The sequence below is a fragment of the Methanococcoides burtonii DSM 6242 genome (assembly GCF_000013725.1).
Lineage (GTDB): Archaea > Halobacteriota > Methanosarcinia > Methanosarcinales > Methanosarcinaceae > Methanococcoides > Methanococcoides burtonii.
The window spans coordinates 1468640-1482876 of record NC_007955.1; the positions used below are offsets into that span (position 1 = coordinate 1468640).

The window sequence follows — 14237 nt, forward strand, 5'->3', positions numbered from 1 at the left end:
TTATTGCTCCTCTGCCAGTGCGAAATGGGCCAGCAGAGCATCAAGCTGTATCCTTTCATTGGCACCCTCAGTGAGCCTGAAATCGACTTCACCGATCATATCCATCAACGCTACCAGTTTTTTACCGGAAACATCCATATCAAAGATAGCACGGTAGATCTGCCCCACAACATCCTCTCCCGAAAGACCCTTTTCAAGCATTAGAGAATCAAGTTTTTTGCGTGCAGATATGAAGTTCCCTGAAAGAGCTGTTTTCAGAAGTTCAGCGATCTCTTCCGGATGGGCGGTCGCTGTTATTCTATAGATAGCATCCTTATGAATGGTAGTATCGAACAATGCTGCAGCTTGAAGTGCATTTATTGCTTTCCTCATATCACCCTGTGCAACATACTTCAAAGCATCCATCCCATCATCAGCAATGGTAAGACCCTCTTTTTCAGCTACATGGAGACATCTTTCACCAACTGAATCATCTGCAAGGTGGCGGAACCTGTAAACTGCACATCTTGACTGAATTGGTTCAATTATCTTTGAAGAATAATTACAGGAAAGAATGAAACGACAATTACTGGTATATTTTTCCATTGTACGGCGCAAAGCAGACTGTGCATCAGAGGTCAGTGCATCAGCTTCATCAAGGAAGATTATCTTGAAATTAGCACCACCAATAGGAGAGGTCTTAGCAAAATTCTTGATCTTGGTCCTGACCACATCAATACCACGCTCATCCGATGCATTAAGCTCTGTAAAGTTCTCACGCCAGTCATCTTTAAAAAGTTGTCTTGCAATTGAGACTGCAGTAGCAGTCTTGCCTACTCCCGGGGGACCTGAGAACAATAAGTGAGGAAGATTTCCAGACCTTACATATGAAATTAGCCTTTCAATTGTCTCTTTTTGACCTACGACATCTTCAAGCTTAAAAGGCCTGTATTTTTCGATCCATATCTCTTCTTTTATTTAAAACCCTCCAATCAATTGCAAATTGCTATAACGGTGCAGAAATGATAAGGTTGATAATACTTTTTAATCTTTCGTGAGAAATATCCCAAATCATTTAAAAAAACAAAGATCATGTGCAAAAAGCACATGAAAATTACAACTGAGACCGGAAAGATCCAGACTCACTGGTAAACATAGTTGTATGCGATCCTTCCAATGACAGGTATTTTGAGCCTTGAACCTCTCCATGCCATGAACATGAACAATGCCCAAAGGAAAAGGGAAAAGAAACCTGCAAAATCTGCAAGTAACCAGCCAACGTATGGAACCCATGCAATAAGGAAGACGATTGCAGTAAGGACCATGAAGACCATTGCTGACTGAATTGCATGGAAACGAACGAACTTATTTTCCTTTTCAACGAAAAGGAACAAAACCCCGGTCATCCAGAATCCAAGATAACACAATACTGCCACAATGTTCTCGTTGAGTCCTATAGAAGTCTTATATGTCATTCATCTCACTCCTTATCTCATTTCAATACAGTTCTGCGGACATTTCTCAACACATATCCCACAAGCAGTACATTTATCCTGATCGACCTCTGCAAGGAAATTCGTGACCTTGATGGCGTCTTCCGGACAGTTCTTCTCACATATCTTACAGCCAATACATCCGACTTCACAGACAGCCTTTACGGCCTTTCCTTTATCATGTGAATTGCACTGGACATGAACTTGCTCAGAGTCCTTTGCAAACATCAGTATATCGTTTGGACACGCTGCGAGACAAAGACCACAACTTGTACAGAGATTCTTGTTCACAGATGGAAGGCGGTTCTCGTTAATGGAAATCGCACCGAATGGACATGCACGGACACAGGTACCACGACCCATGCAGCCGTAATTACAACCCTTTTCACCATCTGAAAGCATGATGACAGCAGTACAATCTTCAATACCGACATAATCGAATCTGTCGACACAGCGGATACCACCACCACATCTGACATATGGATATTCCTTTTCGGATTCTGAAACTTCCTGACCAATGATAGCACCGATCTCTTTAGCAGTATCAAAACCTCCAACAGGACAGCCATCAAGAGGTGCATCTTCAGCAACTACCTTCTCCGCAAAGTCCGCACATCCCGCATAACCACAAGCACCGCAATTTGCACCTGGCAGGATCTCAACAACCTCTTCAACAAGAGGATTTGTCTCGACCTTGAACATCCTTGATGCCGCGATCAGCATGATACCTATAACAAGACCAAGACCACCAAGGGTAGCCATTGCCTGAATGATCAATGTAATCAGACTCATAAGGGGATCACTCCAAAGTAGTTAACAAACGCCATAGACAGCATTGTCGCAATAAGGAACGCATGAGGTAAACCACGCATTGATGACGGAACGTTCACAAGGGTCGTTCTTTCCCTGATGCCGGACATCATCAACATTACCAGTGCATAACCAATACCTGCTGAAACACCGAAAACGACACTCTGTATGAAAGAATATTCATTCAGAACATTGAGCAATACTACACCGAGAACTGCACAATTTGTCGTAATGAGAGGCAGGTAGATACCAAGTGAACGATAGAGTGATGGCACATTCTTCCTTACAACGAACTCTACAAGCTGCACAAGTGCTGCAATTACCACAATGAAGCTAATAAGATCAAGGAACTCTAGCTTTAGTGGAACAAGTACAAAGTTATAGATGAGGAAGGACACGGTAGCTGCCAGTGTCATTACGAAAATGACAGCTCCGGACATTCCCGCAGCACTCTTTGTATCCTTGGTTACACCTACAAAGGAACACAGACCAAGGAACTGGATGATGAGGAAGTTCTTGATGAACACACCATCCATGAATATCTGGAAAAGACTTACATCAGCAGCCATATTAGCCACCCCTTGCAAGCTTCTTTGCTCTTCTGTGATTTACTATTGCCATGAGAATACCGATTGTCAAAAATGCTCCCGGTGACAGGATCATAAAGGTTATCGGATTGATAGGAATGCTTACAAGCTGAGTTCCAAAGATCGCGATCCCACCGGTTCCGAGAAGCTCCCTGATTCCACCGATAAGTACCAGCACAAGAAGGAAACCTGCTGAACTTCCTAAAGCATCGATCAATGAATAGAACATATTGTTCTTATTAGCATAAGCTTCCGCACGACCAATGATAATACAGTTCACGACGATCAGGGGAATGAACACACCTAATGCCGCATACATCGGCGGGAAATACGCTTCCATGACCATCTTCACAATGGAAACGAATGTTGCTATTATCAAAATGAATATCGGCAATCTTACAGAAGCAGGAATTTGCTTTCTCAGACCTGAGACCATAAGGTTGGAACAGATCAGAACAAATGCTGTCCCTGCGGACATACCGATCGCATTGTCAATGGATGTGGTAACTGCCAGTGTAGGACAGAGACCCAATACCAGACCAAATATAGGATTATCTTTTGTAATTCCACGAATAAATTCACTTAAGGGATCCATATCTACATCTCCGTTTAGGCCTCTGCCACTTTAATGTCTCCAACCTGTTCATTCAGGGCATCTATTACTGCCTGCGAGGATATCGTAGCACCTGTGATAGAGTCAATAGCCCCACCTGACTTTGAAAGGCTGAGATCTGCAACTTTCACATTGGTGAACTGGCTCTTGAAGGGATCATCAGCGATCTTAGAACCAAGTCCAGGAGTCTCAGTGTGAGCCATGATGCCTATACCGGTAATTGCATTGAACGAGGAATCAACACCGCCTGCCACTTCAATAAGTCCCTGAGCACCTACTTGTTTTCTGAAGAAAGCATAACCTACGAGATTACCGGAACTATCCTTTGCACGATAATAGAGGATCTCTTTGTCACCCTCGTCATTTATGACAGTGTCACCATATACTGCCTCGAACTCTGCTGCAGAGGGCATAATCTCTGCAAGAGTAGAAGTCCTTGCTTCTGCATAGTTCTTCTTCAATTGTTCATTCGTAGGCACAAAGGCAACAGCCAGAAGGGCTGAAGCAATGACCGAGATCAATACCAATTTACCTATAATTATTACAATATCTTTGTTGGAATCAGTCATCTAAGAACACCTCCAGACGGTCTTTGAAAGGTATCTTTGAAACAATGCTCCTGTACTTACATTGTAAGAATGTCTCGGTACCATATGATGCCGGAAGGGTATTGTTATCGATCAGTGAAGCAACACAGTTTGCAAGGAACAGACCATAGAAAGTCCCATCTACGTAATTTGCAAAGTGTCCATATACAACTACAAGAACCCCACAAACAATACCATAAATCACACGACCGTTCTTTGTCGTGGGTGAAGTTGAAGTATCGGTCGCTATGAAAAGAACACCAAACACTACAACCCCAAGAACAACATAGGACAGACTATCACCCAGTAAAAATGCCAGCAGTACCGTTGTCACAAAGAAAGTCACAGGAATTCTCCATTCGATGTACCTGCGGAATATAAGGACTGCACCTGCAAGTAAAATGAAAAAAGGCGACACTCCAGCCATTACCCCTGCTCCGTTCTCAAGAACCAGTTCAAATAAGGCACTTGTCTGAGGATAGGATGCAGGAGCCATTATAGAACCCCATGCCAACGACAGGAAAAGCCATGCAGCGAGGACTGGATTGAAAACGTAGGAACCAATGCCTCCGAAAGCATGCTTTCCAATACCAACAGCAAAAACAGTTCCTATCATAGGGATCCAGAGGGGAACTTCTGGTGGAATAATCATAGCTACCATCAGACCGATCAACACTGCATGTCCGTCGGCGATAGTTATCTTCTGGCCAAATGCTTTCTGTATAGTTGCTTCGGTCGCTATCGCTGCAAAGATACTTGCAGCCACCAGCCCTATGGCAGGAAGACCGAACAAATATACGGACAAAAGGACTACAGGCATAAGAGCAAGGACCTTTGCCCACATTATCTTCTTAAAAGTGATATTCTCTTTCTTATGAGGTGGAGCTGAAATCGTAAAGGTCATATTAGTTACCTCCGCTACAGCCGCAGCCTAATTTCAGATTCGCAGGAGATTCCTTTGAAGAAAGGTCTTCATATGCATTCTCAATGGAATTCTTTGCATATCTGATAAGCTGTAACAAATGTATCTTGGAAGGACAGACAGCTGAGCATCTACCACATTCCACACAATTCAAAATATTCATCTGGCGACACTCATCGAAACGACCCTGGTCTGCAAAAGCAGTTATCCTGCTTGGAATAAGGTCCACAGGACAGACATCCACACATCTTGCACAGTGAGTACAGTCAATTGACACGTCCCTTATGACCTCATCTGCGGACAAAACCGTAATAGAAGTTGTCATCTTGGTAACCGGGACATCATCGGTGTACTGTGCCACACCTGTGACAGCACCATTTGCAATGAGTTTGCCCGTATCACCCATGTAACCACCACATGCATCGATAACATCCTTGAAAGGAGTACCGATCTTAACCAGGATCTTCTTTGGGCTATTGACCTTGCCGGAAACGGAAACTACTGTTTCTATGTACGGTCTGCCTTCGTGCACTGCATCATACAATGCCTTTGCAGACTTTACACCACAGATAGCAACACCTACATCAGTAGGATCACAACAGAAAGAAACTCTCCTTCCGGTCAGATTATAGGTCAAAAGGTCAAGGATCTTCTGACCATAAATGCGTTCCTGGGAAACCACTATGATATCTGAGCCCATATCCTTGAAGTAATAGCTGAGTTTTCGCTTACCCATCAAAGGAGCAACTGTCAACAACTTACCATCGACTCTCAGATGGTCAAAAGCATTAATTGACTCAAGGTCATCATTTCTTAGCACAACAGCACCTTTTGAAGCCCCTGCGGCCTTCATCAGCAACTTCAAAGCATCGATCATCTGGGAGGCATACTGTGCAGATGTATCATAATGCCCGCCAATCCATTCCGAAGAAGTTGCGTTTATCAGAACTGTATCGATCTGCTTCCCTTCCGGCCTCAGGACCTTATGCGTAGGAGTACCATAGTGTTCTACGATACCAGCATCCTTGATCACATCAACGAGTTTAGATGCAGAAACATCCTTTACCGGTGTAAAATCAACACATTCGACATCTTCGGTCGGCTTTATGATAACACTGTTCACTTTTGTTCCATTCGGATTAGCAGCCTTTTCGATAGATATAACCTCTCCGCAAACACTTGAATGGACGGCAGCCGAATCATAACATTCGCACTCCCCGATCTTTTGTCCCATTGACACCATATCCCCTTTGTTCACAAGGGGTGTACAAAGACACCCATCGTGCTGTTTCAGGGGAATTATGATCTTTTCAGGGATCTTTTCCATAACATATACATTTGTCACGACAATCAACTCCTTAGAAAGCAGGCTCCCTTTCAACTTCAGGAGGCTTTGCTCCAGGAATGGTCACGCCAATATCCTTTAATGTGAAATCAGTTGGCGGGTCGGTCTCTGCAGGATCCGAAATGAACCCAATGGACTCCCAATCGATAGCATTCGCAGTTGAACCATGACAATCCGCACAAGCAAGAGGACCTGCCAGACCTACTTCCGAACTTGCGATATTATGGCTCAGCTTGTAGTAAAGCTCAACTGTTCTAAGAACCGCATTCGGATAATCTGCATTACCATCGATATCACCATCAAAGCTTCTCATCTCATCAGCAGTTACAACACCATCATCATTGGAATCTGCAGCCTTAACATCTGACACAGGTATCGCATCACCGATCTCATTGCTGGTATCCGGTGAACTGACGATCTCACTGTTAATGCCGGCATCCCACCAGATACCCGTCACAACATTGAACGGTTCAAGAAGAACACCATCTTCGCCCCTACCGTCAGTGGCAGGCAACTCATGTCCTTCAATTCCATTGGACCATGCAAGAACCGGTTCGAAACTATCATCCTTATAGGAATCTACCCTTTCCCCATTCGACCAGTCAAATGAAGCAAGTGGGATCACACCACCAAGATCTCCGCCTGGAAGGGCCGGAATATGACAGGACTCGCATGCCACGGTCTCGTGTGCATCGACTATAGGCCCATGTGATATACCTTTATGACAACCAGGATCATCACAGCTCTTCGTTTCTGCCTCAACCTCATGAATATTTTCAAGGTCCTGCTTAACGAACATACTGGACTGGGATATCTCGTGACATTCCACACAATTGACATCTGCATGTGCATCGAACTTATGGTAATCCTCTGATGCCCATGTAACAGCAGTGGTCTCCACATTTGTAACATGACAATTATCAGAACAGGATTCTTTGACAGGTGCACCATTAACAGAGTCGTGGAATAATAATAACAATGGCAGTGGGGTCACAGCATTTCCCACATAAGTGATCTTACGAATAGTATCCTGTTGCACCTTAATATTTGCAGCTTCCATTGCTGCAGCATTCGCGTTTTCAAAATCACCTGCAGCAAACAACTCAGCACGAGCATCAAAACCATATTCGCCATACTGTTCGTGACAGATCATACAATCTACATCCACACCATACGCTTCAAGCTCTCCGCCACCTGGATGATAAGCACCAAAGTTCTTCACCCATTCATCCTCACCTTCGACCTCGATATCAAAATTGGTCAGTGGATCCCATTCCCCGATATCCCTCTGGATATGGGTATTGGTAGCCACATGGTCAGGTGCTGTAAAGTGACAACCACCACAGCTTGCATCGGACCATTCTCCTTCGGTCATATAGTGAGTAGCAATAGCTTCATTCCCACTATACCCCATGCCTGCAAAAACACCTGCAAAAGCAAAGATGAAAATAGCAGCTCCTAATAGAATTATCTCTAACCTTGCCATAAAAACCCCTCATTTATCCTGCGCCACGTCCTCCAACTCTTTGAGCACGACCTCAATGATGGTCGATAAGTGCTGTTTCTCCAGAACGTTCATATCATCGGAAACATACTTGTGCAACTCAAAGCTTTTGGGAATTTCACGTACGTTAAAATCGAAAATTTTGTCTAAAAGCCCTTTCTTTGGAGTTATACCCAAAAAGTTAACATCCAGGCGATTTCCAACCTTATGTGCCTTCACTTCGATCTTGTCTAATAAAGAACCAGACTTTACATAAATCATCTTATGATCAGCACCAAAGTTCTTCTCAATTCCTTTCCAGCCATACTCTTCAATGATCTGATGAATAGCAACTGCAAGGTATTTGTCCTTCCCAACAATACCTCCCGAGGCTATTCCTACATTAGAATCACTCATACTGACACTTCCTAAATGAATAATAATTAACATCTAACGGATTAATATAATTGTCTGAATCAGTGATTACCAATATTTATACGTTTCGAAATAAGCTTAATATGAAGCACATCTATCCCTACGCCATGGACATGAGAGCGGTTTTATTGTTTGTATTAATCGTTATATTTTCAATATCATTTACACAGTTATATGACTATCAAGAGAGTGATTTGTTACAAAATGACCCTGTTTTATATACCAACAGTCACAGTATAATGGATACCACGGTTACGGCTGCAATATATGATTCAGACACAGACCATGCGGTACAAACTGTGGGTAAAGCTTTTGGAAGAGTAGCCCAAACCGACGAACTGATGAGCAGCTATAAGAATGACAGCCAGCTCAATATGCTGAATGAGAACAACAGACTCGAAAACGCTTCAGAGGAACTATTGTTCGTAATTGGCCGTTCCATATATTACTCCAACATAAGCAACGGTGCATTTGACATAACAATAAAACCGATACTGGACCTGTGGTCAGCTAAGTTCAGCCCCGGTGGAACTTACCGGCCCCCAAGCCAGGAAGAGATAGACACCACCCTGGAACTTGTTGACTGCAAAAAGATAGTCATTGAAGGAAATACCATCTCCACGGAACCCGGAATGAAGGTCGTTCTTGGAGGTATAGCAAAAGGATATGCTGTTGACCAGGCAATAGAGTCCCTTATCGATAACGGAATAGAAAGCTGCTTTGTGGATGCCGGCGGAGACGGGCGTTACATCGGCACAAAACCAGATGGCATCAAGTGGACAGTAGGCTTACAGAACCCTGACAAACAAGGTGAGATCATAACGGTCATGCGACTGGAGAACATGGCCGTTGCCACAAGTGGGAACTATGAACGATATTTCAGTGATGCTGCAAAGGTATCCCACATATCCGACCCAAGAACAGGATATTTATCCCGGGAACTCATAAGTGCAACTGTTATCGCAGAGACCACAATGGATGCAGATGCACTCGCAACCACAGTGTTCGTACTCGGTGAAAAGGAAGGAACGGAGCTTATTGAAAGCCTTGAAGGTATCGAATGCCTGATCATCACATCCGATAAAAGAATACTTCGGTCCAGTGGATTCACAGCATACGAAAATACAGATATCTGACATGGAAGGGGCATGAGATACCACGCCCCACTTCTTTTTGCATATAGTTTATTTTTGTCCTAACAAAACTTCATGTATTGTCTCATAAACAGGACCATCGGGAGTAAGAGTACTTTTCTTTAAAAGAACTTTATCGACCCTAATTTCACCAAGGTCCACATCTTTGAGCTTATCAAGTACATATAAAAGCCCCTTCATCTGTTCTTTAGGCATGAACTTTATACGTGCCAGAGTTGCATGTGCAGCGAATTCCCTTTTATCTTTGTCGAACCTTAGCTTTGAAAGACTGGTTTCCACCTCCTCATGGAGCTTTTTGAAATTTCCTTCAGCCCCAAGCCAGACAACCCTTGGAGAGCGCAAGTTGGAAAAAACACCAACTCCTTTGATATTCGCATTAAATGGCATGCATTCAATACCATCCAATGAAGATGCAATATCCGGCACCATATCATCTGAAACTTCGCCAAGGAACTTCAGAGTTATATGGATCAGCTCAGGAGAAACAATCTTTAGTTTAAAGCCCTCAAATAAAGAGAGGACATCAATGAGCTCCCTACGTATAGAAGATGGAAGGTCCACCGCAATAAATAGTCTTGACATAATAAGAATAAAACATATATTCCTGTTAAATGCTACTCTTAAACTAATTTTATGAAATATTTTGACTATAATATATATATCAGAAATGTACATAATAAATAATACACAATAATTTCGTAATTAAGAGGAATGACATGGGTACTATGGACACAACAGGAATTCTAGTAAAACATGCGATCAAGATCGCAGAAGAACTCTGCTCCACTGCCATAATAGTATCCGGAGATTTTGACCTTGCGGATATTGAGACCAATATCCCCATATATTATGTACCACGCCGCCAAAAGAGCATCATCGACAACCTCATATCTGACAGTCAGGAAGACGAAAAAAGACTGAAGAACATTCTTGAACCAATGGTAAGAGAGGCCACCGGCAATACCCAACATATAGAACAGGCTGCTGCCATCGAACATATTATAGGTGAACTTCGAACAGGAACTATCGTAGGCATCATACAGACCAGAGAGTCCGGTGCTATTGTGACCCATGAAGTATCACAAAGCCCGCTCATTAGAACCCTTCAGAAATGTGAAGAAAGAGTAGATCCCGAGGTAATGCGTGCAGCTTTAGCAATTGCATTTGACATTGCATCCTCTGGAAGAGAGGGCCATAAGATAGGAACGGCATTCATTCTGGGAGATATCGAAGAAGTATTGCAGCGTTCCCACCAGATGATACTCAACCCTTACGCAGGACACAAGGACGAACATCGCAACCTACTGAATAAGAAAAACTGGGAATCAGTAAAGGAGTTCGCACTTCTTGATGGTGTGTTCGTTATTTCAAAAGAGGGTATCGTTCAGGCTGCCGGCAGATATCTAGATGTCGATGCGAAGGAAATAGACATAGAACAAGGGTTGGGAGGACGACATGTCTCAGCTGCAGCCATTACAAGAGACACCTTCGCAATAGCAGTAACTATATCGGAATCCGGCGGAACCGTGCGCATCTATATGGACGGAAAAGAACTGCTATGCCTTGATTATATGGAAAGACCGACCTTACAAAAATAAATATGCGATGCGTGCGAAACTCTCATACCTTAAATCGCAAGATCGCTGCAATTCCACCAAGGGAATGTAATCTTTGACCGGGTTCGAATTCTGTGCTGAAAACGACCATTTTCCCCTGTGAACGTTCAACGTTCTGTATAAGACCATCAATGTTGCCGGATTCCCTTTCAAGACGAAGCATCTCATCCGCAACCAGAAGGGTTTCCACAGCACCGAAATCAATTGCCTGCTTCACTTCATCCATACCATAGGCAACCTTGCCATCAAGTGCTATCTCTTTTAAGAGGCTGTCCATGAGAGAGGATTCTCTTGCGATTCTTGACTCCTCCATGATACGGTCGACAGCACCCCTTCGAAGAACTTCCTGGAAGCCGGACATGCCTATGGAAGAAGTATCCTCAACAAGGATACCTGCTACAAGATCCGAGTTCTTAGACGATGCATACTTCATGAAATCATCTTTAGTAAAACCAGGACCTGAAACTACCACCGACTCAGTTCCACTCATTGCATGGGTCAACTGGTCGAGAATAGTACTGAAGAACACTTCTCGAAGCGTGCCTTCCCCTTTACCGGAAGACTGGGTTATATGAGAGTATATCTCAATTCCATAATGACGTACAAAACCAATGTCCGCATCCCCTTCCTCAATTGCCACGAGAATAACCTTGGGTCTTTTGGAAGCTGCTTCCGCTTCATTAACACGTTCTAACTGATCCTTTTTCCAGTATTTTGTGATGGAAAGGTTCGTACCATCTTCAATGTTCAACGTATGATAAAAACCCGCATCCATCCCATGTTCAATAAGACCATGGACCCGTAGACGGTTAGAGAATTTATGGAACTCAACATCCTCGACCCTCACGCCAAGGCGTACGGTCTTCTTCTCAGCCTTTTCAGGCCTGAGCTTATCGGCTGCATTATCCGCTTTCCTTTTAGTAAGAGAAAAGACCAGGTCACCCTTCTCGATGATATATTTCAGGTGCCACAGATCATCAAGCGTTTCCGGGGTCAGGGAGATCTCCCCTTCCCTGTTGTGTTTCAGGTCTCTTTTTGTTACCCTCATAATAATACCCAATATTGTTCCCGGACCATATATCCATAACGGAAAACCGTTATTTCCTGATATCCGATTCACCCGGGGGAAGCATTCTTGCAATTCTGTCAGGTGATGCGATCTGTTTGACAAAGGAAGGGTCTTTCAGCTCATCGACATACATACGATATAACTTCTTAGAGATATCGTTCTGATTGAATTTGCCGGGCATGACCTCTATCACATACTTCCCATTACTCTGTACCGCAGACAAAGGTCCACCGATAACACGCGTCTCTGCACCCAGGTCAAGACCTATGGCAACACCAACAGGAACATCCTTGTAATAATTACGTTCACCCCTAATGATGAAGGAACCTTTTTTAAGATACTCGCCGGATTCAGGCGTCTTTGATACCTGTTCAGGCTTTATCCAGTAACAATCCCCACTGAACTGCCCTGATTTCCAGACACTTGAATAAGATACGACGAACCTTGCCGCTTCTTCGAGGGTAGTTTCAGGTATATCCTTGCCTTCGGTCTTAATGACCGTTATCGGAGCACCCGGAACCTGAGTATGGAAAACGATATCACGTTTTTCCATATACTTCTTAACGATCTCCTCGTTCGTATCAGAATCCCTTCCGCCGATAACAAGGAAACCATCGGATGAGAAGAACCACCTGAACCGGTCATACCAGTGCTTCTTGAAGACGGCCTTTCGCCTTTTAGAAACTTTCTGTTCCCGCTTTTGCATTGCTCTTTTCGTATCTTCGATAGCTATCAAGGCCCCGTCTCGCTTTTTGCTGATCTTCTTGGCCTTATTATAATACATCTGAGCATTTTGAGGAATAGTCTTGCGAACATTGATATTCGCATTTACGACATCAAGATCCACTACCACACTCCCTTCCGCTGGATCGATGCTTACTATAGCCTTCGCTGCTGGAAGGGTATCTTTTGCTTTCTTAAGAGTGTCCCAGATATCTTTCCAGGAATAGCCCTTATCCCGGGCAGCTTCGAGAACAGAGAGAACCTCTTCTACTGTCTGGTAATTTCCATAGATGCTTTCGGCGATCAGTGTGTACCTAGTAGAATCCGTTTCAAATTTCAGTATGGCTTCCTGCTGTTTCCTCAGACGTCTTTCAAATACGTCCTCCTTTTCCTTCTTTTTAGCAACTACCTGTTCTATGACCTCTTCAGATGCCTTTTTACCAAAGAACTCATCGAGAGCCTTATTGAACGAAGGATAGAATTCTTTTTCAGCATCGGAATATTGCGTAAGCTCCAGAGGGAGCACATCCACTGCCTGCAACTCGTCTTTCACAGTTTTCTTTATGATACAGGGGTTTAATTCATGGTTGACTATCGGAGCAAAAACGTCTGTAACAGCTTTGCTGAGTGCAGCCACTTCCTCAGAACTTGCATCCTTTGCAGAGGTATTCTTGTCCACACCTGCCCTTAAACAGACCTCTTCTGCAAGAACCCCACCGAGATTATAACTTGTCGCTATCGTCCTGACAACATTTGAATCCGAAGAAAGGAAACGCTCGGACATTATATTAGCATCGACATCAAGAGGACTTAGTTGCGCTTCAGGATATTCATATATCTCGCCACTGCGAACACGCCTGCCCTTGAAGGTAACGGGTTTCATAGGCAGGATGATCTTCCTGTCACTATTCAAAAGGACAATATTGCCACGCGAGAACAGTTCGCAGACGAGGATGGTCTCAATACCTCCACGTATTACACCCATCTCGATTATCCTGTCAAAATCATATTGCTTGATAGAGGTTATCCTTCCACCGAGGATATGTTTTCTAAGTAGCATTGGAAAAGCCTGCGGGGTTTTAGGGCTTTCACGCACATAATTGCTCATGTGTGCCCTTTTACCTGCCTCTATCACCAGGTTGTACCGACCTTTCCCAAATATAAAGAGATTTATCCTTATCTCATCCGGTGCCGGCTGATATATCTTCCCGATCTTGGAATCGATAAGGGAACCTTCCCCATCGCCAAGTTCAGATACAAGAGCAGCTACATCTGCACTCGTCATCTCCTGTTTCATAGATGCTTATACCTTCCGACCGGACTTAAGGTTTATCCATCCGGGATCACCAGAAATAATCAGAGAACAAACAGATTAAGCAATAAAGAAATAGTATTAATACATCAATTGGTTAAAACCAACA

15 protein-coding genes are annotated in these 14237 nt (G+C 43.6%); 2 read left to right on the forward strand and 13 right to left on the reverse strand.

Annotation, left to right across the window (positions count from 1 at the left end; translation table 11 throughout):
* The 10 genes from MBUR_RS07100 to MBUR_RS07145 all read right to left on the reverse strand — a co-directional run bounded on the left by MBUR_RS07100 (position 1) and on the right by MBUR_RS07145 (position 8236).
* On the reverse strand, positions 1-957 hold the full coding sequence (locus tag MBUR_RS07100) for a replication factor C small subunit (protein ID WP_048063302.1): 957 nt from the start codon (positions 955-957) through the stop codon (positions 1-3).
* Positions 958-1121: 164 nt separating this feature from the next.
* Positions 1122-1454, reverse strand: coding sequence for a DUF4870 domain-containing protein (locus MBUR_RS07105; RefSeq protein WP_011499438.1), 333 nt, complete (start codon positions 1452-1454; stop codon positions 1122-1124).
* 12 nt (positions 1455-1466) lie between these two features.
* The gene (locus MBUR_RS07110; protein ID WP_011499439.1) at positions 1467-2264 is read right to left on the reverse strand and encodes a Fe-S cluster domain-containing protein; all 798 of its coding nucleotides are present in this window, start codon (positions 2262-2264) and stop codon (positions 1467-1469) included.
* On the reverse strand, positions 2261-2851 hold the full coding sequence (gene rnfA, locus MBUR_RS07115; protein ID WP_011499440.1) for an Rnf electron transport complex subunit RnfA: 591 nt from the start codon (positions 2849-2851) through the stop codon (positions 2261-2263). The genes MBUR_RS07110 and rnfA overlap by 4 nt, the downstream gene beginning before the upstream one ends.
* A gap of 1 nt (position 2852) precedes the next feature.
* On the reverse strand, positions 2853-3464 hold the full coding sequence (gene rnfE, locus MBUR_RS07120) for an Rnf electron transport complex subunit RnfE (RefSeq protein ID WP_011499441.1): 612 nt from the start codon (positions 3462-3464) through the stop codon (positions 2853-2855).
* A gap of 14 nt (positions 3465-3478) precedes the next feature.
* The gene (gene rnfG / locus MBUR_RS07125; RefSeq protein ID WP_011499442.1) at positions 3479-4051 is read right to left on the reverse strand and encodes an Rnf electron transport complex subunit RnfG; all 573 of its coding nucleotides are present in this window, start codon (positions 4049-4051) and stop codon (positions 3479-3481) included.
* Positions 4044-4973 (reverse strand): Rnf electron transport complex subunit RnfD, encoded by a 930-nt coding sequence (gene rnfD, locus MBUR_RS07130; RefSeq protein WP_011499443.1) that lies wholly within the window; start codon positions 4971-4973, stop codon positions 4044-4046. Before rnfD ends, rnfG begins: the two co-directional genes overlap by 8 nt.
* A 1-nt stretch (position 4974) precedes the next feature.
* Entirely contained in the window at positions 4975-6336 is a 1362-nt protein-coding gene (rnfC, locus tag MBUR_RS07135; protein ID WP_011499444.1) for an Rnf electron transport complex subunit RnfC, read from the reverse strand.
* A gap of 13 nt (positions 6337-6349) precedes the next feature.
* On the reverse strand, positions 6350-7822 hold the full coding sequence (gene mmcA / locus MBUR_RS07140; protein ID WP_011499445.1) for a methanogenesis multiheme c-type cytochrome: 1473 nt from the start codon (positions 7820-7822) through the stop codon (positions 6350-6352).
* Positions 7823-7831: 9 nt separating this feature from the next.
* On the reverse strand, positions 7832-8236 hold the full coding sequence (locus tag MBUR_RS07145; protein ID WP_011499446.1) for a hypothetical protein: 405 nt from the start codon (positions 8234-8236) through the stop codon (positions 7832-7834).
* A 257-nt stretch (positions 8237-8493) separates the two neighbouring features.
* Between MBUR_RS07145 and MBUR_RS07150 the strand changes: the two genes are divergently transcribed.
* Entirely contained in the window at positions 8494-9390 is an 897-nt protein-coding gene (locus tag MBUR_RS07150) for an FAD:protein FMN transferase (RefSeq protein ID WP_232221876.1), read from the forward strand.
* Positions 9391-9438: 48 nt separating this feature from the next.
* On the opposite strand, the gene thpR is transcribed toward MBUR_RS07150, so the two are convergent.
* A complete protein-coding gene (gene thpR, locus MBUR_RS07155; protein WP_011499448.1) occupies positions 9439-9990 on the reverse strand; it encodes an RNA 2',3'-cyclic phosphodiesterase in 552 nt (183 codons plus the stop codon).
* A gap of 134 nt (positions 9991-10124) precedes the next feature.
* Between thpR and MBUR_RS07160 the strand changes: the two genes are divergently transcribed.
* Positions 10125-11006: a DNA integrity scanning protein DisA nucleotide-binding domain protein gene (locus tag MBUR_RS07160; protein WP_011499449.1), complete on the forward strand. Its 882-nt coding sequence runs from the start codon at positions 10125-10127 to the stop codon at positions 11004-11006.
* A 22-nt stretch (positions 11007-11028) separates the two neighbouring features.
* On the opposite strand, the gene MBUR_RS07165 is transcribed toward MBUR_RS07160, so the two are convergent.
* Both MBUR_RS07165 and rqcH read right to left on the reverse strand, forming a co-directional pair.
* Positions 11029-12072, reverse strand: a complete 1044-nt coding sequence (locus MBUR_RS07165; protein ID WP_011499450.1) for an mRNA surveillance protein pelota — start codon at positions 12070-12072, stop codon at positions 11029-11031.
* Between the two features lie 49 nt (positions 12073-12121).
* Positions 12122-14113 carry a ribosome rescue protein RqcH gene (rqcH, locus tag MBUR_RS07170; protein WP_011499451.1) on the reverse strand — a complete coding sequence of 664 codons (1992 nt, stop codon included), beginning with the start codon at positions 14111-14113 and terminating at the stop codon, positions 12122-12124.
* Positions 14114-14237 lie beyond the last annotated feature (124 nt).